The organism is Flavobacteriaceae bacterium GSB9 (assembly GCA_022749295.1).
GTDB lineage: Bacteria > Bacteroidota > Bacteroidia > Flavobacteriales > Flavobacteriaceae > Flavisericum.
In genome coordinates, this window is record CP062007.1 from 3,267,125 (window position 1) to 3,289,729 (window position 22,605).

13 protein-coding genes are annotated in these 22,605 nt (G+C 37.0%); 5 read left to right on the forward strand and 8 right to left on the reverse strand.

Annotated elements, in window-relative coordinates; all coding sequences use genetic code 11:
- Nucleotides 1–75 precede the first annotated feature (75 nt).
- Genes hutH through hutI form a run of 3 tightly spaced genes read left to right on the forward strand, consistent with a single transcriptional unit; the run spans nucleotide 76 to nucleotide 4,804 of the window.
- Nucleotides 76–1,560, forward strand: a complete 1,485-nt coding sequence (gene hutH, locus GSB9_02918) for a histidine ammonia-lyase (GenBank protein ID UKM66336.2) — start codon at nucleotides 76–78, stop codon at nucleotides 1,558–1,560.
- Nucleotides 1,561–1,568: 8 nt separating this feature from the next.
- Nucleotides 1,569–3,566, forward strand: coding sequence for a urocanate hydratase (locus tag GSB9_02919; GenBank protein ID UKM66337.1), 1,998 nt, complete (start codon nucleotides 1,569–1,571; stop codon nucleotides 3,564–3,566).
- On the forward strand, nucleotides 3,566–4,804 hold the full coding sequence (gene hutI, locus GSB9_02920) for an imidazolonepropionase (GenBank protein ID UKM66338.2): 1,239 nt from the start codon (nucleotides 3,566–3,568) through the stop codon (nucleotides 4,802–4,804). Before GSB9_02919 ends, hutI begins: the two co-directional genes overlap by 1 nt.
- 32 nt (nucleotides 4,805–4,836) lie before the next feature.
- Here hutI and GSB9_02921 read toward each other — a convergent pair whose 3' ends face one another.
- From GSB9_02921 to lysA, 4 genes are all read right to left on the reverse strand, one after another.
- Nucleotides 4,837–6,018, reverse strand: a complete 1,182-nt coding sequence (locus GSB9_02921; GenBank protein ID UKM66339.1) for a heparan-alpha-glucosaminide N-acetyltransferase domain-containing protein — start codon at nucleotides 6,016–6,018, stop codon at nucleotides 4,837–4,839.
- A 152-nt stretch (nucleotides 6,019–6,170) separates the two neighbouring features.
- A complete protein-coding gene (locus GSB9_02922; GenBank protein ID UKM66340.1) occupies nucleotides 6,171–7,046 on the reverse strand; it encodes an ester cyclase in 876 nt (291 codons plus the stop codon).
- 16 nt (nucleotides 7,047–7,062) lie between these two features.
- Nucleotides 7,063–8,400, reverse strand: coding sequence for an MFS transporter (locus tag GSB9_02923; GenBank protein UKM66341.1), 1,338 nt, complete (start codon nucleotides 8,398–8,400; stop codon nucleotides 7,063–7,065).
- Nucleotides 8,401–8,733: 333 nt separating this feature from the next.
- Nucleotides 8,734–9,969, reverse strand: a complete 1,236-nt coding sequence (lysA, locus tag GSB9_02924) for a diaminopimelate decarboxylase (GenBank protein ID UKM66342.2) — start codon at nucleotides 9,967–9,969, stop codon at nucleotides 8,734–8,736.
- A gap of 202 nt (nucleotides 9,970–10,171) precedes the next feature.
- Here lysA and sucC point away from each other — a divergent pair, with 202 nt between their 5' ends.
- On the forward strand, nucleotides 10,172–11,362 hold the full coding sequence (sucC, locus tag GSB9_02925) for an ADP-forming succinate--CoA ligase subunit beta (GenBank protein UKM66343.1): 1,191 nt from the start codon (nucleotides 10,172–10,174) through the stop codon (nucleotides 11,360–11,362).
- Nucleotides 11,363–11,399: 37 nt separating this feature from the next.
- Here sucC and GSB9_02926 read toward each other — a convergent pair whose 3' ends face one another.
- Nucleotides 11,400–11,660, reverse strand: coding sequence for a DUF1456 family protein (locus GSB9_02926; GenBank protein ID UKM66344.1), 261 nt, complete (start codon nucleotides 11,658–11,660; stop codon nucleotides 11,400–11,402).
- Between the two features lie 371 nt (nucleotides 11,661–12,031).
- Here GSB9_02926 and GSB9_02927 point away from each other — a divergent pair, with 371 nt between their 5' ends.
- Nucleotides 12,032–12,445, forward strand: a complete 414-nt coding sequence (locus GSB9_02927) for a TerB family tellurite resistance protein (protein UKM66345.1) — start codon at nucleotides 12,032–12,034, stop codon at nucleotides 12,443–12,445.
- Nucleotides 12,446–12,522: 77 nt separating this feature from the next.
- Here the strand turns inward: GSB9_02927 and uvrB are convergent, their stop codons facing one another.
- From uvrB to GSB9_02930, 3 genes are all read right to left on the reverse strand, one after another.
- Nucleotides 12,523–14,526: an excinuclease ABC subunit UvrB gene (gene uvrB / locus GSB9_02928; protein UKM66346.1), complete on the reverse strand. Its 2,004-nt coding sequence runs from the start codon at nucleotides 14,524–14,526 to the stop codon at nucleotides 12,523–12,525.
- A gap of 27 nt (nucleotides 14,527–14,553) precedes the next feature.
- Nucleotides 14,554–19,482: a T9SS type B sorting domain-containing protein gene (locus GSB9_02929; protein ID UKM66347.1), complete on the reverse strand. Its 4,929-nt coding sequence runs from the start codon at nucleotides 19,480–19,482 to the stop codon at nucleotides 14,554–14,556.
- A 352-nt stretch (nucleotides 19,483–19,834) separates the two neighbouring features.
- Nucleotides 19,835–22,600 carry a T9SS type B sorting domain-containing protein gene (locus GSB9_02930; protein ID UKM66348.1) on the reverse strand — a complete coding sequence of 922 codons (2,766 nt, stop codon included), beginning with the start codon at nucleotides 22,598–22,600 and terminating at the stop codon, nucleotides 19,835–19,837.
- Nucleotides 22,601–22,605 lie beyond the last annotated feature (5 nt).

The following is a 22,605-nucleotide window of genomic DNA, read 5'->3' on the forward strand; positions in this document are numbered from 1 at the left end:
TAAATGGTATTAATAGTTATCAAATTTATCGATAATTTTGTAATAATGGACAAGGTTTTTGAAAATCAGGTTTTTATGTATGGTGTTGACCGTTTAACAGTCAATAAGGTTATGGCCATCTTAAAAGGTAGCATGCGGGCCATGTTGACCGACTATGCTATTTCTAAAATTAACGATTGCCGTGAGAAGGTTGAAAATATGGCCAATTCACGCAAACCCATTTACGGAATTAATACGGGGTTTGGCCCCTTATGTGATGTTAAAATTTCTCCTGAAGAAACGGGGCGGCTTCAAAAGAACTTACTAATAACACACGCTGTGGGTGTTGGTAAGCCAATTTCGAAAGTGCTTTCCAAAATGATGATGATTTGTAAGGTACATGCCCTAAGTAAGGGATTTTCGGGTATTCGATTAAATGTCATTGAGCGTATTCTGTTTTTTATTGAAAACGATTTGTTGCCTGTTGTGCCCGAGCAAGGATCGGTTGGTGCCTCGGGCGATTTAGCTCCTCTGGCCCATTTGTTTTTGCCATTGATTGGAGAGGGTGAATTTTGGATGGGCGAAGACATAGTCCCAGCAAAAAAGGTTTTAAAAAGTTTTGACTTAGCGCCCATAGAATTAGCAGCAAAAGAAGGCTTGGCACTCATTAATGGAACACAGTTTGTTTTGGCACATGCTATTGTAGGCCTTCACAAAATGGGATATTTACTCGATTTGGCCGATGTGGCTGGAGCCATGAGTTTAGAAGGTTATCAAGGCAGTGAATCACCTTTCAAAGAACTACTGCATAGCCTGAGACCGTTTAAAGGGAATACCGTAGTGGCCGAGCGTATGCGTATGTTGTTTAAAGACTCAAATAATATAAAATCGCATGAAAATTGCGAGCGTGTGCAAGACCCATATTCCATGCGATGTATTCCACAGGTGCATGGGGCTTCCAGAAATGCTTATTATCATTTAAATGAACTGGCCGAGATAGAAATGAACTCTGTTACCGATAATCCTATCGTATTGAATGAAACTGAAGCCATTTCGGGCGGAAACTTTCATGGGCAACCTTTAGCAATGGCTTTGGACTATGCATCTTTGGCGGCTTCAGAATTGGGCAATATCTCAGATAGACGATGTTACCTCCTCATTGAAGGTAAATACGGATTGCCAAGATTGCTTACGGCAAGTGGCGGTTTAAATTCCGGGTTTATGATTCCGCAATATACCACAGCCGCGTTGGTTTCAGAAAATAAATCATTGTGTTTTCCTCCTTCAGCAGATAGTATCCCCACTTCATTGGGCCAGGAAGACCACGTGTCAATGGGTAGTATATCAGGTAGAAAATTCAATCAAATTCTTCAAAATCTTGAAAAAATACTAGCAATAGAATTGATGTATGCCGTACAAGCTATGGAATTTAGGCGTCCAAATACATTTTCATTGATTCTTGAAAGCAACTTTAAAATTATTAGAAACGTTGTTCCAAAACTGGAAGACGATAGAGTTTTAAAAGAAGATATAAATGCACTCGTAACTTTGGTAGAAAACCGTTCGATTGTAATTAAATAACATAAAAAATGACATTTAAAGAGCAGATATTACAAGGTATTCCATTGGAATTGCCACCATCGTATAAGTATCCCAAAGATGCCAATCGTGCACCAAAGCGAAAGGATATTTTAAGCAAAGCTGAAAAACAATTAGCTGTTAAAAATGCACTGCGTTATTTTCCCAAAAAGTGGCACGAGGTTTTGGCTTCGGAATTCGCCCAGGAGTTAATGGATTTTGGTAGGATTTATATGTACCGTTTTAAACCAACATATAAAATGTATGCTAGAGATATTACTAAATATCCTGCAAAATCGTTGCAAGCGGCTTCCGTCATGCTCATGATTCAAAATAACTTAAACCCGGAGGTGGCACAGCACCCCGAAGAGCTGATTACCTATGGCGGGAATGGTGCGGTTTTTCAAAATTGGGCGCAATATTTGTTAACGATGCAATATTTAGCTAATATGACCGACGAGCATACCTTGCATTTATATTCAGGTCATCCTATGGGGCTGTTTCCTTCGCCAATACAGGCGCCTCGGGTAGTGGTAACTAATGGCATGATGGTTCCCAATTATTCAAAACCAGACGATTGGGAAAAATTCAATGCCCTAGGGGTTACCCAATACGGGCAAATGACGGCGGGTTCGTTTATGTATATTGGCCCTCAAGGTATAGTCCATGGTACTACCATTACGGTTATGAATGCGTTTAGAAAAAAGTTGTCAAAAAACGGTTCCCCAGCTGGGAAAATATTTTTAACCGCCGGACTGGGTGGAATGAGCGGAGCACAGCCTAAAGCAGGAAACATTGTAGGTTGTATTACGGTGTGCGCCGAGGTAAATCCCAAAGCAGCCACTAAACGCTACGAACAAGGTTGGGTAGATGTTTTGGTCGATAACCTTAAAGATTTAGTTGCTAGGGTGAAAAAGGCTCAAACAGAAAAAGAAATCGTTTCTATGGCTTATATCGGCAATGTGGTTGATGTTTGGGAACGTTTTTATGATGAAAACATTTTTATCGATGTAGGTTCAGACCAGACTTCGTTGCATATTCCATGGACTGGTGGTTATTATCCTGAAGGGGTGCCGTATGAAGATGCAAACCGAATGATTAGGGAAGCACCAGAAAGATTTAAAGAAAAGGTTCAAGAATCGTTGTGCCGTCATGCAGCAGCCATAAACAAACACGCCAAACGCGGCACTTATTTTTTCGATTATGGTAATGCCTTTTTGTTAGAGGCGTCGAGAGCAGGAGCTGATGTTATGGCGGCAAACAGTATCGATTTTAAATATCCTTCGTATGTTCAGGATATTTTGGGTCCCATGTGTTTTGATTATGGTTTTGGACCATTCCGATGGGTGTGCACTTCAGGAAAACCTGAAGATTTGGAAGCTACTGATGCCATGGCAGCTGAAGTTTTGCAGAATATTATGCAAACGGCTCCTGAAGAAATACAGTTGCAAATGCAAGATAACATTACTTGGATAAAAAATGCAAAGTCCAATAATTTGGTGGTTGGTTCGCAAGCCCGTATTTTATATGCAGATGCTGAAGGGCGCACTAAAATAGCCCAAGCTTTTAATGATGCAGTGGGCAGAGGTGTTATCGGACCTGTTGTTTTAGGGCGCGACCACCACGATGTTAGCGGTACCGATTCACCGTACCGGGAAACCTCCAATATTTTCGACGGCAGTAAGTTTACTGCTGATATGGCGATGCAAAATGTGATTGGCGATAGTTTTCGTGGGGCTACTTGGGTCTCTATCCATAATGGTGGCGGTGTTGGCTGGGGGGAGGTCATTAATGGCGGATTTGGTATGCTACTCGATGGTACAAAAGAAGCTGAAGAACGGTTGAAAAGCATGTTGTTTTTCGATGTCAATAATGGTATTGCTCGTAGGAGTTGGGCAAGAAACGACGAGGCATTATTTGCCATTAAACGTGAAATGCAACGAACACCTAATTTAAAAGTAACCTTGCCTAATTTAGTTAAAAACGAATGCTTGGAAAACCTATTTTAATGCGAACACTATTTAAAAACATAAAAGAACTATTGCAAGTTCGGGAAACACCTGTCGATTTTGTTTCTGATAAGGCCATGGCTAATTTGCCCACCATTAAAAATGCATTTCTTTTGATTGAAGACGGTTTGATTTCTGATTTTGGCAACATGGAAAACTGTTCTGAAATTCAAGTCGAAAAGGTTATTGATGCTAAAGGAAAAATGGTTTTGCCCACTTGGTGCGATTCGCATACACACTTGGTATATGCTGGAAATAGGGAAAGCGAGTTTGTCGATAAAATAAAAGGCTTGTCGTATCAAGAAATCGCAGATAAAGGTGGTGGGATTTTAAATTCAGCAAAAACGCTTCAAAACACTTCAGAAGACAATCTATACAAACAGTCAAAAAAACGATTGGAAGAGGTTATAGCCATGGGCACGGGTGCCATCGAAATTAAATCGGGTTATGGTTTAACGGTCGAATCTGAATTGAAAATGCTCAGTGTCATTAAACGTCTAAAGGCACATTACGATTTGCCAATAAAGGCTACATTTTTAGGAGCGCATGCGGTTCCTTCGGAATATAAAAATAATAAAGAAGGCTATTTGAATCTAATTATAGATGAAATGATTCCGTTGGTAACAGAAGCCCAATTGGCCGATTATATAGATGTGTTTTGTGAAGCGGGATATTTTTCTGTTGAAGATACAGAGCGTATTCTTAACGCAGGAAAAACTTATGGTTTACAACCAAAAATTCATGTTAATCAATTTAACTCGATAGGAGGGGTACGGGTTGGTGTTAAGTTTAATGCATTATCAGTGGACCATTTGGAAGAAATAAAACCTAACGATATTGAGGCTTTAAAAGGAGCGACAACAATGCCCGTAGCCTTGCCTGGCTGCTCGTTCTTTTTGGGTATTCCTTATACGCCTGGTCGGAAAATAATTGATAATGGTTTGCCTCTAGCTTTGGCAAGCGATTACAATCCTGGTTCGGCACCTTCGGGTAATATGAATTTTGTAGTGTCTTTAGCTTGCATTAATATGAAGTTGACGCCTGAAGAAGCGATAAATGCAGCTACTATAAATGGTGCCTATGCCATGGGATTGCAACATGAAGTCGGTTCAATAACCAAAGGTAAAAAAGCCAATTTAATCCTTACAAAACCAATAAATTCATATCAATTTATGCCGTATTCGTTTGGCGCTAATCAGGTTGAGTCTGTTTTTATAAATGGTAAAGCAGTGAGTTGATTAATATAATTTCTTTTGGGGAACGTTTAAAATCATAAATAGCTTAACCACCATTTATTTTTATTGTTGGCTTTATAAAGCATGTACTTTTTGCTGGGGAAATAGAGCAGGGCAATAACAAAAATCCAAACCATATAAACAGAAAAGAGAGAATAACCATAGTTGATAAGTAATGCATTATCAAATACTTCTTTGGTTAAAATCATATGTTTCCAGTTTCCTCCAAAAATTAAAATACCAACTATAGCAAGAAGATGAATGACTAAAACGTGTAGAAAATAATAAAACAAGGGCACTCTTCCGAAGACCAAAAAGAAATCGGTTATTTTATTTTTCACATGTTCGATACCATATAGAAACAACAGGGCAGGCCCCATGGTTATGAGCATATATGCTAACGATGGTGGATATTTGGTAACCTTAAAAAACGACATAATGGTTTTGGCTGTAGTATCTTGAACAGACCATGGCATCATGTCGCCATAAACATTGATGCCTCGAAGAATAAAAAAAAGAGCTACAGAGCCAATACCCAGGATTAGTAGCCATTTTTTTCTGCTTTTAATGTTGAAATCTTTGGTATAAAGTGTCCCTAAACAATAACCCAAAACCATGAGGCCTAACCAGGGCAGAACGGGATAAAACACGCCAATATTGTTACCGTTTTCTAAAGGAATAAAATTTGGTTGGTGTAGTATGTACCAAACAATGGATTTGAAGCTTGTACCATTCATCATGACACCGTCTAATAAATTATGACAGAGAACTATAATACTTCCTATTGCCAACAAGGCTTTTTTTGATAAAAAAATTAAAAAAGACAAAGCAACCATGCTCAAACCAATGGCCCAAATAACTTGAAGAATAAGTCGGCTGTAGGTTAAATCGAATTTCCAAATAAGGTTATTTACCGTTATTTCTAATAGGGTAAGCCATATACCTCTGGTAGACAGAAACTTAAATAGTTCGGGTTTACTTTTCTTTTGACCATATAAAAACGCCGATGTTCCTGCTAAAAAGATAAAAACTGGAGCACAATAGTGTGTTATAAAACGCGTGAAAAACAAAAATGGTGTAGTGGTTTCTAAATTGGTAGGGCTGTTAAAAAAAGCACCATAATAGAAATAATCACGAACATGGTCTAAAGCCATAATCACCATAACGACACCTCTTAAAATATCAATAGACTCTATACGGCTGCTTTTTGGTTGCATGTATTCGTTGTTTATAAAAGAAAAGAGCTTATAGTAATTCCTAAAAGTAAAGAAACAATTTTTTTAAACCTAAGGAAACTTCCTGTAATGAAAATACAAACAAAAGAGGTTGTATATATACAACCTCTTATTATATAAAAAAAATACTTAACTTATTTTTTACTGACATCATTTAGTTTTTTAGTATCAACATATTGTTGAAAAGCGACAACTTTACCATTGTCAAGTGTCCAAAGATGGGCAGCCTGTGCGTTATAGGTTTTTCCTGTTGTTTTTAGTTTGGCATCATACCTTAGTGTAGCCAAAACTTGGTTGTTGTTCATGTTGTGAAGGTTGATGTCGGTCAAATTAAAATATTCATGGTCTTTACCTAGACGAGCAAAAACACCATTTACAATCGCATCAGGGCCAATGTATGGGTTGCCATCTGCATAAGCATTGCCTTCAGCTTCATTCCACACAACATTTTCGTCTAAGCTGGCAAGTACTTTTGGTATATCACCCTCACCAAAGGCCTTGTACATATTGTCTACAATGCTAGTGTTTTCATAGGCTGATACGATTCCTAATTGTTGCATAAAGACCATATTGTCAATAAAATCATGCTCTTGTGCTATTTTGCCATTTTGCATTTTCACTAAGGTTACCCCATCAATGTTTACTGATTTTCCAGTGGGTGGCATTCCAAAAAACTCACCAGTATTATTGCCTTTAAAACTCCAATGCTTTACTATTTTATCACCTTGGCTAAAGGCATCAACCGTTCTGAATTCAATATCAGAAAATCCAGTAATAAAGTTTTGGTAGTAGGCTTTTACGTTTTCAACACCTACAATGTTTTCAGGGGAGGAAATCAGGGTAATATCTTCCGTGAAATTCTCATGGTTTATCAAATCCAGATTACCTTCATTAATAATTTGGTCCCAAGTGCTTGTGTAGATTGAAATGTTTTTTTCAGTTTTGGAGTTGTTGCAGGACAGAATACTCAGTCCAAATGTTAAAGCAAAAATAATTGTTGATGTTTTCATAATGTTTGGTTTTAATTTAGTTAACTTTTAAATGTTCTAACCTCATTAAGTGTTTCTTGATATTAATTGTTTTGAAAACAAAAAATGCTAAAACAGGAAATGCTGCCATACAAAATATTATAGGGCTCCAAGTCAAATTTTTATGAAGTTCACCAAATAGCCAAGAGCCAGCGGCTACTCCGAGGTTATTTAATGTCATGTAAAGCGTAAATTGGGTAGCAGATATTTTTTGCCACGAAATTTTCATAGCTGTGGCTAAAATGGCAATGTTAAGTAGAGTGACCACTAAATTGTAAAGAATGATGAAGCCATAAATGATGGAATTGTTATGCCAGTTGTTTGGAATTAGACCTAATGAGACAATAAGAGCGGTTATAATGGTTAATAGTATTAGTATCATCTTTTTTGTGCCAATGAGGTCGATAATGAACCCGCCAGCAACCATGCCTATGCAGCCTCCTACAATAGAGGCTATAGAATATATTTTAGAAAAATCGGTGTTGGTCCAATTGAGTTCTTGAACAGTAAAAATTGGAGAAAATACTTCTATTAGGCCAGAAAGGGTGCCTGTAATAAACATTCCAAAACACAAAATAATACTTGAGGGAAGAACAACAGCTTTTAATAGGTTTTTAATGAGTATACTCCAATTGTGTATTTGTGCATCTTGAGATGTTTTTGAAGCCTTTCCATTTGTCCAAGGCATTAGTTTTTCTCCTCGATGTTCCCTGAAAAAAATGGGAACTAAAATAATCAGTGCAACTACAAGAGCTAAAGAAGTTATGGCGTTAGTAAAGCCAACAATATTAATTAGGGTTGTCCCTAGAAGAAGTGATAGGGATTGGCCTAGAATTCTAGAGCCCCACATAACACCATTAGCTCTTGCTTGCTGGTGTAACGGAATAATATCTACGGCCATACCATCTATAGCTATGTCTTGAATAGCTCCAAACAAACTGATAAAAAAGCCGCAAAGCATTAAACCGCTTACATTATTTATCGGGTCTTGAACAAAACCAAAGGCAAGAAAGCTAAAAATTAAACCTAATTGCCCCATAATGATCCAAGGGCGTTTTCTTCCATAAGCAATTGCTGTATAGCGGTCTATAATGGGGGCTAGAAAGAATTTAAAACTCCATGGAATTGTAATGATAGAAACATAGGAGGCAATTACTGCAGCATTTATATCGTTCATGGCAAGCCATGCAGGAATAGCCAAGAACGTAATGCCAATAGGGATTCCTTCTGATATGTATAAAGCAGAAAAAACCAAATAACGTAATGTGGCGTTTTCAGATAAATAGACTTTTTTCTTTAGTTCAACCAATTCGTTTCTAAACTCGTTTTGGTTCATTTAGGTTGGTTTTAGTTTTTAAACGAAATGCTATTAATTAGTTTAAAAGGGAATTAATTGATAACAGGAAAATTAATCTATGTGTATTTTGAATGGAAAGATATGTGCATGTAGAATTCTTATTTTTTATTAAAAGGTTTGAAAAAAAATAAGATTTAGGGAGACTGTTGTAATATTAGTTAATTTATTGGAAATCAACAAAATATTTCAAGTGTATTTTATGTTTTAATTTTTGTTTAAATACTTGTCTTTTTTGATATGTGGATAAAATAAAAAAGTCCAACCTGTGTTGGACTTTTTTATAACTAAGAAATGTAATTTCTAGACAGCGTACTATTTAACGGCTTTTTTCTTATCAGTTTCAGTAAAATCCACTTCAACCTGATTTTTTATTATATCGTCAAATGTTTCGCGTTTTCTAATCAGGTGCGCTTGGTCGTTATACCAAAGTACCTCTGCTGGACGAAACCGTGAGTTATAGTTGCTGGCCATAGAAAAACAATATGCACCGGCATTTTTAAAACAAAGCACATCGCCTTCTGTAATTTCTTTAATACGGCGGTTGCTGCCAAAAGTATCGGTTTCGCAAATGTAGCCCACAACGGTATAAAAACGCTCTCGGCCATTAGGGTTTGAAATGTTACTAATGTCATGGTGCGACCCGTAAAACATAGGGCGAACAAGATGGTTAAAGCCAGAATCAACTTGGGCAAACACCGTTGATGTAGTTTGTTTAACGGCGTTTACTTGTGTTAAAAAGTACCCAGATTCACTTACCAAAAACTTCCCAGGCTCGAAAGCCAAGGTTAAGTCTTTGCCGTAATTTTTACAGAATTCGTTGAATCTTTCAGTAAGTTTTTGGCCCAATTCTTCAATGTTGGTTTCAATATCGCCTGCTTTATAAGGTACTTTAAACCCAGAACCGAAATCAATAAAATCTAGATTTTTAAATTGTTTCGCTGTTTCAAACAAAATTTCACTAGCATATAAAAACACTTCAATATCTAAAATGTCACTTCCAGTGTGCATATGAATACCGTTAATAGTCATTTTAGTATTTTCAACAATACGAAGGATATGTGGAATCTGGTGAATGGAAATACCGAATTTCGAATCGATATGCCCCACCGAAATGTTAGCATTTCCACCGGCCATTACATGTGGGTTTATACGTATGCAAACTGGGATATTAGGATGTTTCGTGCCAAACTGTTCTAAAATAGAAAGGTTGTCTATATTTATTTTTACCCCAAGTTTGGCCGCTTCCTCAATTTCGTTTAATGATACACCGTTAGGAGTAAAAATTATTTGCTCGGGCTTAAACCCAGCAGCTAAGCCCAATTTTACTTCTTGAATGGAAACCGTATCTATTCCAGAGCCTAAAGACTTTAAAAGTTTTAAAATTGAAATGTTAGACAGTGCTTTAACAGCATAGTTGATCTTAAGGTGCTTTACGCTTTTAAACGCACCGGTAAGTCTTTTGTATTGCGCTTCAATTTTATGGGCGTCGTAAACATAAACGGGGCTGCCAAACTCTTGTGCAATTTGCAGCAATTGATTTTCTGTCATAATTTCAAATTTTCGCCAAAGATATTTCATTAAACCTTATAAAAAAGAAATCAGCAAAAAATTTATACATATTAAACAAAATGTTAATTATTTAACATTAGGTTTTGCTGTTTTGGCATCTTTGTAAGTTTTCGTAATTAATTATTAGGGTAAGTTATTGCTATTATTTACATTTGTGCATCTTAAACTTATTAAGCACATTATGAATTTACACGAATATCAAGGCAAAGAAATATTGAGTAGTTTTGGCGTACGTATCCAACGTGGTATTGTGGCACAAAATGCGAATGAGGCAGTTGCTGCAGCAAAACAACTAACTAGCGAAACAGGCACCAGTTGGCATGTAATAAAAGCACAGGTTCACGCTGGTGGACGTGGTAAAGGGGGCGGTGTAAAACTGGCCAAAAACCTTAAAGAAGTAGAAGAGCTAGCGGGACAAATAATTGGAATGGATTTGGTAACGCCACAAACATCTGCTGCTGGTAAGCGTGTACATCAGGTTTTGGTTGCTGAAGATGTGTATTATCCAGGTGAAAGTGAAACAAGCGAATTTTACATGTCTGTTTTACTTAACAGAGGTACAGGTCGTAATATGATTATGTATTCAACTGAAGGAGGAATGGATATCGAAACTGTAGCCGAAGAAACTCCACATTTAATTTTTACAGAAGAAATCGATCCTTCTGTTGGAATCATGCCATTTCAAGCAAGACGTATTGCTTTTAATCTAGGTTTGTCTGGTATGGCATTTAAGGAAATGACAAAATTTGTAACTGCGTTGTACACGGCTTATGTAAAATCTGATTCATCGTTATTTGAAATCAATCCCGTTTTAAAAACCAGTGATGATAAAATAATGGCTGTTGATGCCAAGGTGACTATCGATGATAATGCTCTTTTTAGACATAAAGATTATGTAGATTTAAGAGATATTAGAGAAGAAAGTGCCATTGAAGTTGAGGCAGGTGAAAAAGGACTTAACTATGTAGACCTTGATGGAAACGTAGGTTGTATGGTTAACGGAGCCGGTTTGGCCATGGCAACAATGGATTTAATTAAACAAGCGGGAGGTGAGCCGGCCAACTTTTTAGATGTTGGTGGTACTGCCGATGCTGCACGAGTTGAAGCTGCTTTTAAAATCATCTTAAAAGACCCTGCGGTAAAAGCCATTTTGATTAATATATTTGGAGGTATTGTACGTTGTGATAGAGTAGCACAAGGTGTTATCGATGCATACAAGAATATGGGCAATATTAATGTGCCAATTATTGTGCGTTTACAAGGCACCAATGCCGATGTTGCTAAAGAGTTAATTGATAACTCTGGGTTGGATGTATTGAGCGCAACTGAATTCCAAGAAGCGGCAGATAAAGTTCAGGAAGTTTTGTCTTAAGATTTCCAATTTAAATATTAAAAAAAGAGCAACACATTCAATTGTTGCTCTTTTTTTGTGCTTTGTTTTCTCCTTTTTTGGGCATAGGCCCTCGCATATGAATAACCAATCCATTTAAAAAATTCCGTAGTATCTGGTCACCACACTCCATATATTTTGGGTGGTCTTCGCGCCTAAAAAAGGCACCCAATTCGCTTTTAGAAATCCTAAAATCTACCAGAGCCAAAATCTTTACAATATCATCGTCTCTTAATTTTAAGGCTACACGTAATTTTTTAAGAATATCATTATTAGTCATGTCGATTGGTTTTTACTTTCATTAAGGATGTATTTCATCGATTTTCATTATGGAGCCCTCCATAATTGACTTTTTTGTCATCAACAAAGATACCCTAAAAAAAAGGATTAGTTTGATTTTATATTAAAACCGTTTGATTTCTGTGTAAAAAACTGTAAATCAGTTATTTGTTTTGGTTTTTGTTGTTTTGTTTTATAATTGTAACAAAAGATAAAATGCAATTTTTTTGGTTGAATAAAATTCATGATTGATGAAATAATTAAAATGTACGATTAAATGCGTACAGTTTTTCGATAATCTACAATATATCTACGATTATAAAAGTGCCTTTTGTTCGTAACTTTATAGTAAATTAATTAATCCCTTAAAACATGATTAATAGAGTAGAAAAATTGAGTCTCTTATCTGAAATGATTGCTTTTGCAAAATATGATAAAGACATACGGAGAATAGAATACAACTTTTTGTTGGGCGTGGCAAAACAACTAGATATTGCACGAGAAGATTTTGAATATTTATTAGAAAACCCAGTATCATATACCCATTTAAAATCGCATAGTGAACGCATAGTGCAATTCCATAGACTAGTGTTGTTAATGAATATTGAACAGGAATATGAAGGGGAAGATAACGCTGCAGGAGTCACAAAGCTTTACAACTTTGGTTTACGAATGGGGTTGAGCCACGAATCGATTACCAAAGTGTTGTATTTAATGGAAAGTTTTCCAAATAAAATTGTACCGCCCGATGTTTTAATAGATATTTTTAAAACGCAATACAATTAAAACATCACCTTTTTAAAAGACTTATTAAAGTGTTGATGAAAACAACAATATGTTGTTTAATAAAAAAAGCTAAAAGTTTAAACTTTTAGCTTTTCAAGTTTTTCTTGGTAGCCTTTAATGTCATCTCTAAGCTTTGCTGCTACAATAAAGTCTAATGCTTTTGCAGCTTCTTCCATAAGCTTGCGTTTCTCTCTTATTTTTTTCTCTAGTTCGGGTTTACTAAGATATTCACTTTCGGGCTCGGCAGCTTTTGCCGCTTGTAATTCGTAACTGTAAGTGCTAACAGAGTTTTTTGATAGTGCATTGTCCAAACTTTTATTTAAAGCTTTTGGCACGATGTTGTTTTCCGAATTATAAGCAAGCTGTTTTTCGCGTCGGTAATTGGTTTCATCAATAGTTTTTTGCATGCTATTGGTTATTTTATCAGCATACATGATAGCCTTGCCATTTAGGTTTCTTGCGGCTCTTCCCACGGTTTGTGTTAAAGACCTAGTAGATCGTAAAAAACCTTCTTTATCAGCATCTAAAATGGCTACTAACGACACTTCGGGCAAATCTAAACCTTCACGCAGTAAGTTGACGCCCACTAAGACATCAAACAATCCTTTACGTAAATCTTGCATAATTTCAACCCGTTCTAGGGTATCCACATCACTGTGTATGTAACGGCATCTAATTTGAATTCTATCTAAATATTTTGTCAGCTCTTCGGCCATGCGCTTTGTTAGTGTGGTAACCAAGGTGCGCTCGTCTTTTTCAACACGCTGCTGTATTTCTTCAATTAAATCGTCTATTTGGTTAAGGCTTGGGCGGACTTCAATTTCTGGATCTAACAATCCTGTGGGGCGTATAATCTGTTCTACATAAACACCATCGGTTTTTTGCAATTCATAATCGGCCGGTGTGGCACTCACATAAATAACTTGGTTTTGTAAGGCTTCAAATTCTTCAAATTTTAGTGGTCGGTTATCCATGGCTGCCGGTAACCTAAAGCCATATTCTACTAAGTTTTCTTTTCGGCTTCTATCGCCTCCATACATGGCATGTACTTGCGAAACGGTAACGTGACTTTCATCAACGACCATTAAATAATCGTCTGGAAAATAATCTAATAAACAGAATGGGCGCGAACCTGGTTTTCTGCCATCTAAATAGCGTGAGTAATTTTCGATGCCAGAACAATAGCCTAATTCACGAATCATTTCTAAATCAAATTCTGTACGCTCTTTTAGGCGCTTAGCTTCAAGGTGTTTCCCAATTTCTTTGAAATAATCGTGTTGTTTTACCAAATCATCTTGAATCTCCTTTATGGCATTTTGAAGTACTTCGGGCGAGGTTACAAACATATTGGCAGGATAAATATTCAATCGATCATATTTTTCAACGATTTCGTTGGTTTGAATGTTAAACGATTCGATATCCTCAATTTCGTCACCAAAAAAGTGAATTCTAAAAGCATCATCGGCATAACTCGGGAAAATATCAACCGTATCGCCTTTTATTCTAAAATTTCCATGGTGGAATTCACCTTCAGTTCTTGAATACAAACTTTGCACCAATTGATGTAAAAGTTGTGTTCGCGAGATAACTTGATCGCGTGTAATGGTAATAACATTTTTTTGAAACTCGATAGGGTTGCCAATACCATACAAACATGAAACTGATGCCACAACCAACACATCGCGCCTTCCGCTTAATAAAGATGAGGTAGTGCTTAGACGCATTTTTTCTATTTCTTCGTTGATGGATAAATCCTTTTCAATATAAACCCCGGAAACTGGAATATAGGCTTCTGGTTGGTAGTAATCGTAGTATGAGACAAAGTACTCTACGGCATTATCTGGAAAAAACTGTTTAAACTCAGAATACAACTGTGCCGCCAAAGTTTTATTATGTGCTAAAACCAGGGTAGGGCGTTGCACTTCTTCAATAACATTAGCTACAGTAAAGGTTTTTCCAGAACCGGTGACCCCAAGTAGTGTTTGGTGTTTTTCGTTAGAAACGATGCCGTCTGCCAGTTGTTTTATGGCATTTGGTTGGTCACCTGTGGGCTTAAAACTTGATTTAACTTTAAATTTCATTCAGCAAAATTACATAAAATAAAAGTGCTATCGTTTTAATGCAAAATGCCCTTTAATATCAAACGACTCGCCATCCTGTACAATGTTTGCAACAAACCAATAATCATCAGATGGCATATTATGTCCGTTAAAAGTACCGTCCCAACCTGCTGACGTATGAGGTAAGGTTTTTAAAAGTTTACCATATCTATTATAAATATAAACTAGAGTGCCCGGTAATTGATTGGCTCCAACAATGTGCCATGTATCGTAAGCACCATCGTTATTTGGCGTAAAGAATTTAGGAATATCTACTACAAAAACTTCTCTGGAAACATCTAAACAACCGTTTAAATCCCGAACGGTGACCCAATGCGGACCAAAAGAGACATCTTCAAAAACGTTTGATGTTTGCGGTTCGCCATCATCTAAAATATACACATAATTCCCAACACCGCTAACATCAACAGTAATGCTGTTAGGGTCCGCAAAATCTACGGTTTGTGTGAAGTTTATTATGGCGCTATCCGATTCAATAACACTAAAGTTGTGAGTATGTGAGCAATCGTTTGATGTTATATTTGGCCTGGTTACGGTAACATTGTAATCGCCTATATCATTTGGGCCAATAATAATTTCTGGTGTTGTTGCACCTGTAGACCACAAATAGGTGTCGCCGGCAAAGCCCGTTTCTGCGCTTATAACTAGATGCGAATCATTGCATAACGGAACAATGTCATTAATAGGGATAATGGGTTTTGGGTTTATTCTTGTATTAAATTGTGTAGTGTTGTAGCATCCAGTTGCTATATTCTGCACTCTAACATAGATGGTTTCATTATCTGTAGCTTGATATAAATTATTTAATTGATTGTTGCCGTTTTCTGCGTTTCCAGCAGTTTGATAAAATGTTACGTTAAAATTCGAAGGGTTTTGTGAGCCAAGAATAATACCGTTGTTTTGTGTTAAATCGAAAACCAAAAACTCGTCATAGTCGTCATTGCAATCAATTAAATCTGGAGGAGTATTGGCTATAGGATTTTGATTGATTTGTAAAATAAAGGCACTAGTGATAAAACAACCTGTTGAAGGGTTAACAACTCTAGCGTATATGGTGTGGCTGTTACTTGTGTAGTTATAAATGTTGCCTATTGGCGATGTATTGGTTTCTGCATCTGTTTGGTTGTTGTGGTATGATATGGTAAACTCAGAAGGGGTATCTACAATCATGTTGTTAACCAGTGATAGGTCGTAGGTGCTCGATGCGTTATCACAAATTTCAATAGTTCCGATAGTATTTGTTGTCGGTGGTACATTTACGTTAAGTTGCAAAGGGGCTATTGTAAAACATCCGGTTAGTATATTGGCTATTTTTATGTAAACTGTTTTGGCTTCAGAATTGAAATTTGCAGGGTCGGTAATGGCATTTGTGTTATCAAGTCCATCATTAGGATTGATGTCTGTTTCATTTTCAAAATAGTCTACCGAAAGGTTACTTTTTACACGATCTAAAATTTCAAAATCTGCTGTTTGCGTATCTAAATTATAAAACGTTAAATCGAAGGTTGCCGTTTCATTATAATCTGGCGAGCATGCCGATAGAGATGGTTCGCCAACCAATACATTTGGTGCCGCAATAATATTTATGCCTAGCTCTTCAATAACATAGCAAAGTGAGTCATCGCTTTCTATCCTAGCGTAAATAATTTGCGGATTGGTTGCATTGGTGTAAGTTGAAGGTAAGGGGTTGGTATTGCTTTCAGCCAAGGCATATGATAAATGGAACGAAATATTCAGATTGTCAGGCGAACCGGATTGAATTTCTTGAGCTTTTTCAGCTAGATTGAATTCGTTTTTGCCGTCGTTACTATCGTCATCACAAATTAAATATGGGGATATTGGGTTGTAAATGGGGTCGGGCGATACTTGTAATGTAAACGAAGATGTGTCAAAACAAGAAGCATCAGTAATATTTTCAACTCGAACATAAATGGTTTGTGGGCTACTGGTGTTTTGGTACAATGAATTTTTATTGAGGGCATTGCCTAAATCTCCAATTAACGCATCATTTTCGTCTTCAAAATAGTAAACTTCTTTACCAGTTTGGCCATTTAAGATTTCGGCATCTTTTTCAGACAAAAGAAACTCTGCGGTCCTATCATTATCATCCTCACAAATTTGATAATTACTTATTGAAGGAATCTGGGGTACAGTATTAACAATGATTTCAAACGGTTCTATGGCATAGCAACCGGTGCCACTAACAGTATCTTCAATACGCACATAAATGGTTTGTGTTCCAGAATTATAGGCATTGCGTTCAGATTCTGGAATTTCGTTTGCTTTTGTATCTGCGTCTTCAAACGAGGTGAAAAAATCGATATCCAAACCAGTGGTGCTGGGCACTACTTCTGAAATTTTAGCATTGAGGTCGATGATGTAAAATCCATCTTGGTCGTCATCGCATATGATTATATCTGTAGCTTGATTGGTGTCTGGAGCTACTAAAACTTCAATCTGAAAAGGGTTTACGGTAGAGCAGCCCGAATTAATGGCTTCAATACGCGCATAGAGTGTTTCTACTTGATTGGTGTTGTTGTAAATAGGCGGTAGACGGTTAAAATCGTTATTGTTTTCTGCATCGGTTAGGTTGTCAAAGTAAGAAACAATAAAATCATCATTTCCGTCTGTAATGATATCGTCGAGAGAAGTAAGGTCTATATTCGCATACCCATCGTTGTCATCATCGCAATAAGGTAATGTAACATTATCGAACAGCAATATAGGGTTTACCAAGAGCGTGATTTCTGTTTCTTCAACACAACCACTGTCTGTATCTTCAATAGTTATGTACAATACTTGCGGACTTACAGCGGCATAGGACTGTGTCTTATCTAATGCATTATTGCCATTATTTCTATCTTCTTCGGTTTCATAAAAATTAACAGTTATTGGGTTAGGTAAATCGTTGGCTATATAATCTTCAACAGTGAATAAGTTAAAATCTAAAGTGTCTGTTGCATCGTCGTTATTGTCGCACAGAGCAAAATCACCTATATCTGTTCCGGTAAGTAATAAATTAGTATGTATTTCAAAATCGACTATAGTGGCACAACCGGTGTCGTTGTCTTCTATTCTTAAATACAAAGTGTCGAATCCGGGTTCGGTAATAGTATTGGTGAACTCATAATTTGTCTCGTCTGCAATAGGGTTAGTGTTCATCTGGGCATCGCCATAGGAGTTGTGAAACGTTGTTGTAACACCGGTTAAGCCTTCTAGAATGGGAGCAATAACGTCTGTTAGATTGAAGAAGGCATGGCCATCTAGGTCGCGATCACAGGCATCGAGATATTGGGTTTCCCTGTTGACTATTGGGCTAATCTCAATAATGACCTGTAAATCGGTGGTGTTCACACAACCTGTCGAAGTATCAACTACCCTAACGTAAACATCGTCCGTTGGAGTGTTGGTGTTTATATATGTATCTCCAGAGATTGGGTTATTGCCTGTATCGGCATCTAAAGAGGAGTAGTGATAGGTTACGAACAGATTGTTTTGGCCGTTAGTTATTTCATCTGTTTTTTCTGCCAAATTTATAATGGCATAACCATCTGGATTATCATCGGTGTCGCAGGTTTCAAGAGTTGTGGGAGCAACAATATTTGGAGGACTGTTTACAATTAAATTAAAGCTCGCATGAGCAAAGCATGGACTGTCTAAATCTTGAATCCTTACAAAAATTGGTTGAGGACTCATGGTGTTATTAATAGGAACAGTAATAGGGTTTGTGTTGTCTCTTGCTTCGGCTTCAGAATAATGGTAACTAAACTCGTAGTTTGAAAAGGGGATATTGGTTGTTATTTCGGTGTCCTTAGTTGAGAGGTCGAAGGTTTCAACGCCATCAGCGCTTGAATCATCGCATAGTAGATAGTCTGATATGGGTTCAATCGGTTCCTCTGTATTTAAAATTACCTCAATCTCATCTTCTTCAACACATGATGAACCATTTGCAGGAACCGAAACTTCCACCCGATATGAGCCGTTTTGTACCGCGGTATAACTTGCAGAATTAGCTCCAGCAATTAATGTACCATTTAAATACCAAGCATAAGATGCTAGCGGGTTTTCCAAATTAGCATTTAAGACCGCCGAACTGGCACAGGTTGAAATATCATCTCCTAGTTCCAAAACCCTAAAACTATCGCCTTCAATGAAAACGGCAGAATCAAAAGTGCTATCGGTTTGGTCTGCAATTATAAGTTTTATGTGGTAGGTAACGTTAGGTTGAATGTTGCCCGAAGCTGTCAATACCGTGGTACGGCCATTGTAATTGGTGTCACCTAGGTTATAGCCATCAAAATACTGGCTGTTTTGCGCTTCACAAATTCCGAATATTTCATTGTGAATAGTATTAGTGTTTACTGGTATAGTAGTGCTGGGTACTACGGCTATATTTTGGTAAGGATCGGTAGTGCCTGCTTCTTTTATAAGGAAAACAAAACCATCTGAAAATTGACAGGGGTATTCGCCAAAATATTCTTCTGAAGCAAAAAGGTAATTAAACTGAAACTGATTGGATATGGAAGTAAAATCAAATTCAATTGAGGTGGCATTCTGTGTATCGGTAACGCCTAATGCTGTTTCTAAATCGGGATCGGTACCCCAAGTGTCTGAACCCTCACTAAGTGTAGGGGTAAACGTCGAATTTCCACCAGATGAAGCAGCTCCCGTAGAAAGCATGATGCCTCGTTCAAAAGGGAAGTTGGAGCTTCCGCGTTCAAAAAAAGCATAACTTGACAATCCTATGGTGGCACCATTTACCGAAGAGCTGATGTTTGAAATATCCACACAGCCATCAACCAGATTGTTTTGAATTAGAGATTGTAAATCTACAGAGTCGTCTACCGAGATTTGCTGCGAGAATAATAGGCTATTGCCACAAATAAGTAAACATAAAATGAAATAAATAAATCTCATATAAAGTAGGTGGTTTCTGTTTGGTTTTATTTGGCCGAAATTCTTGCCCTAAAATTAGGCCAAAATTTTCTGGAAAAGTAAATTTTTTTTAGGCGAAATGCAAAATAAATCGATGAATTGTGTTTTCTCTGCTGTTTCGATAGGTACAATTTATTGTTGTAACGTAAAGTAGTTTTTAAATATTTTACCGTTCTGTTTAACTGAAAACTAATAATCATCGTTTAGCAACCTTTTCCTATTAGGTAAGCTATTCCAGTCTTCCCCATATGGTCTAACTCTTTGAAAAGGTTTACCGTATTGGTTTAAGATTTGTGTTTCGGTATTTGTTTGGCTTAAACATGTTACGCTTTTTTTAATGCTTTAACGTAAAATGATTTTTAAAAACCCTTCCGTCTTGAAGTTTTACAGAGAACCAATAGTCGTCACTTGGTAATTTTTTTCCACGGATTTGCCCATCCCATCCTTTGCCCAAAGGATTTATTTCTTTTAAAAGTTTACCGTAACGGTTGTAAATTTGGATTTTTGTATTGGGTTGAAAAAGTTCAGAGATGCCAAAAACCTGCCATGTGTCATTAATTCCATCGTTATTTGGAGTGAAAAACTTAGGGAACCCAATAACAGAAACCGTTTGGTTGACGACACCGCAATTGTTTTTTATGTCTTTAATATGGACGTTGTACACACCAGGGTAGAGGTTTTCAAACACCGGACTTTCTTGATAGGGGCGTATTATTATGTTTTTAGAATTAACCAAGGCAAACTCGTATGTGCCTTCGCCCGATACCATAACGTTAATAATATTGTTTTCTGATACATCCGTTATTTCAATTTCGTCTATTGTTGCAAGGTTTGAGGGTTCTACGGTAACCAATCTTTCATCTGAACAGTTTGCCTTATTGGTTACTACAACAGAATATGTTCCTGTTTCGTTTACCTCTATTTCATAACTGGTTTCGCCATTGTTCCATAAATAGGTATAATCATTTATATTTCCTTGGGTTAACCCAGCGTTGATTTTTATGGGATTAGGAAATTCATTAAGACAATAAAATGAAGTGTCTGTTTTATTGATATTTGGTAATTTTTCTACCGTTAATTGTATTTCGTTGATGCCATAACAAGCATTGTTGCTGTTAGTGTCTGCTCTGTAAAATAAAATATCGTTATAAGGTGTTTTGTTTTGATATTCACTAATCTTATTGATTTCTAATAAAGCATCGTCTCGCGTTTCGTAAAACGTTATATTAAAATCATTTATGGATACTCCTAAGTTATTTGCAATCTCTGTTTTGTATAGTTCTAGATTGAACACATTAATCCCATCAGGAGAATCTACCTCGTCACAAACCGGAGAAGCTTGGTATAAAGGAACTTGAGTGTTGCTAACATTCAGGCTTAGTGGTGCTGTGCTAAAGCACCCACTTAAAATATGTTCAACACGAGCATAAAGTATTTCGTTTGGAGCCGTATTTTGGTAAGAATCTACATTACTAATTGGGTCGACATTATTTAGAGCATCATCTTCAGATTTGTGAAGCGTAACAGAAAAATCTTCATTAATGGAAGGTGATATCATTTCATAAGCTTCCGTTAAATTAAAAGTCGTGATATCGATAGAGCCTAAATCATAATCACATTGGAACAAATCGGTATCAAATGCTTCAGGATAATCATAAAACTCTACTCTAGCTTCTCCTTGAGGAAGTCCACAATTCGTTATTTGAACTTCTCCAGGAGGCTCAATAACAACTTTGTAAATGCCTGTTTCTGTCACCTCGAGGTCAAAATCGGTTTCAGGTAAAACTACACGATCTTTGGTCCAAGTATATGTAGCACCTAAAATTTCATCAGCCACAAGCGTATAGGTTTCGCCTTCGCAAAGTGCAATAAAATTAGTGTCGCTTCCATTTTTTACAATATCTATTTGTTCGTTAAAAAACGAAGCGATGAAAGGGGGCAAGCCTTGTGTTGCATTATTAGTTCCTAAATCTACGGCATTATGTTGGTAATTGGCAGCTGTTCCAATGCTGTTTGGGTTGTTAATAACGCCTAGTTTGTTGATTCCTACATCGTATGTTTCACTTAATGAGCGGTATATTTTCCCATTTGGCCCTAATTGCAATGCACCACGGTAAAGGTTTTGATCATCTAAAACAACTTGAGAATCTGATATGTTAGGGGCATTTAAGTTATATTGAATTAGAAGGGATCTATGGTTTTGTGGATCATCGTTTTCATCTGGGTCACTTCTATTAAAGTAATCGTTTGATGAGGTTACATAAAGTAAATTACTATCAGGAGAAAACTCAAGACCATAGGGCTTGTCACTAGAACTGTCAATACTTAACGGTTGGGGGTTGCTTACAATTCCAGTTTGTGAATCGAAGTCAAATAAATACAGACCGGAAGTGTGAACACTGGCACAAGCTAATTTTAAACCGCTAGGAGATAACTTTAGGTAGCCTCTGGAATCTGTAAAGTTTACGTCTAGAGTAGTTTTAACAGGATTAGAGTTAACACCCGTGGGACCGATTTCGTAAGCATAAAATGTATTTAGATTAGGAGGGTTTCCGAAAAATCCGCTTTCTGATGATAACGTCACCACCCAAATAGAGCGTGTATCACAATCTTTAACAACAGCTGATATCTTTTCTGCACATTGTGGTAAAAGGTTGGTGTTTTTATTTTTTACAATACCTTTACCAGAGTCACCCGACATATCTACAACCGAATAATTTAAACCCGTATTGGTTTGGTTGGAGCCAACTGTAAAAATATAATAAATAGATGGGTCGTTAGGTTTGGGGACAACAATGGCCGATTGTGTGCTGGATTCATCACCAAGCAGGGCACTGCCGTTGGACATGATTTCATGTGATGCATTATAGACCGTTGTTCCGTCTGTGTAAAACAATAGCTCTCCGTTGGAGTTCGAGATGGATGCACAACCTTCGCGAGTAAAAAGCTCGCCATCGTTAAGTGTGGTTACGGTTCCGGTAAAAATATTGAAATTAATACCGGCGTTTTCTCCAAAGTACCAATTGGAAGCTTCGGCCTGACCAAAAGAATACATACTGGTTAAGGCTAAAAATATTAAAATTAGGGCTTTTTTTATCATCTTTT

What these genes read in the sequence shown, in the direction of transcription:
- hutH (UKM66336.2), top strand. Translation starts at nt 76, where the DNA reads ATGTATGGTGTTGACCGTTTAACAGTCAATAAGGTTATGGCCATCTTA.
- GSB9_02919 (UKM66337.1), top strand. Translation starts at nt 1,569, where the DNA reads ATGACATTTAAAGAGCAGATATTACAAGGTATTCCATTGGAATTGCCA.
- hutI (UKM66338.2), top strand. Translation starts at nt 3,566, where the DNA reads ATGCGAACACTATTTAAAAACATAAAAGAACTATTGCAAGTTCGGGAA.
- GSB9_02921 (UKM66339.1), bottom strand. Translation starts at nt 6,018, where the DNA reads ATGCAACCAAAAAGCAGCCGTATAGAGTCTATTGATATTTTAAGAGGT.
- GSB9_02922 (UKM66340.1), bottom strand. Translation starts at nt 7,046, where the DNA reads ATGAAAACATCAACAATTATTTTTGCTTTAACATTTGGACTGAGTATT.
- GSB9_02923 (UKM66341.1), bottom strand. Translation starts at nt 8,400, where the DNA reads ATGAACCAAAACGAGTTTAGAAACGAATTGGTTGAACTAAAGAAAAAA.
- lysA (UKM66342.2), bottom strand. Translation starts at nt 9,969, where the DNA reads ATGACAGAAAATCAATTGCTGCAAATTGCACAAGAGTTTGGCAGCCCC.
- sucC (UKM66343.1), top strand. Translation starts at nt 10,172, where the DNA reads ATGAATTTACACGAATATCAAGGCAAAGAAATATTGAGTAGTTTTGGC.
- GSB9_02926 (UKM66344.1), bottom strand. Translation starts at nt 11,660, where the DNA reads ATGACTAATAATGATATTCTTAAAAAATTACGTGTAGCCTTAAAATTA.
- GSB9_02927 (UKM66345.1), top strand. Translation starts at nt 12,032, where the DNA reads ATGATTAATAGAGTAGAAAAATTGAGTCTCTTATCTGAAATGATTGCT.
- uvrB (UKM66346.1), bottom strand. Translation starts at nt 14,526, where the DNA reads ATGAAATTTAAAGTTAAATCAAGTTTTAAGCCCACAGGTGACCAACCA.
- GSB9_02929 (UKM66347.1), bottom strand. Translation starts at nt 19,482, where the DNA reads ATGAGATTTATTTATTTCATTTTATGTTTACTTATTTGTGGCAATAGC.
- GSB9_02930 (UKM66348.1), bottom strand. Translation starts at nt 22,600, where the DNA reads ATGATAAAAAAAGCCCTAATTTTAATATTTTTAGCCTTAACCAGTATG.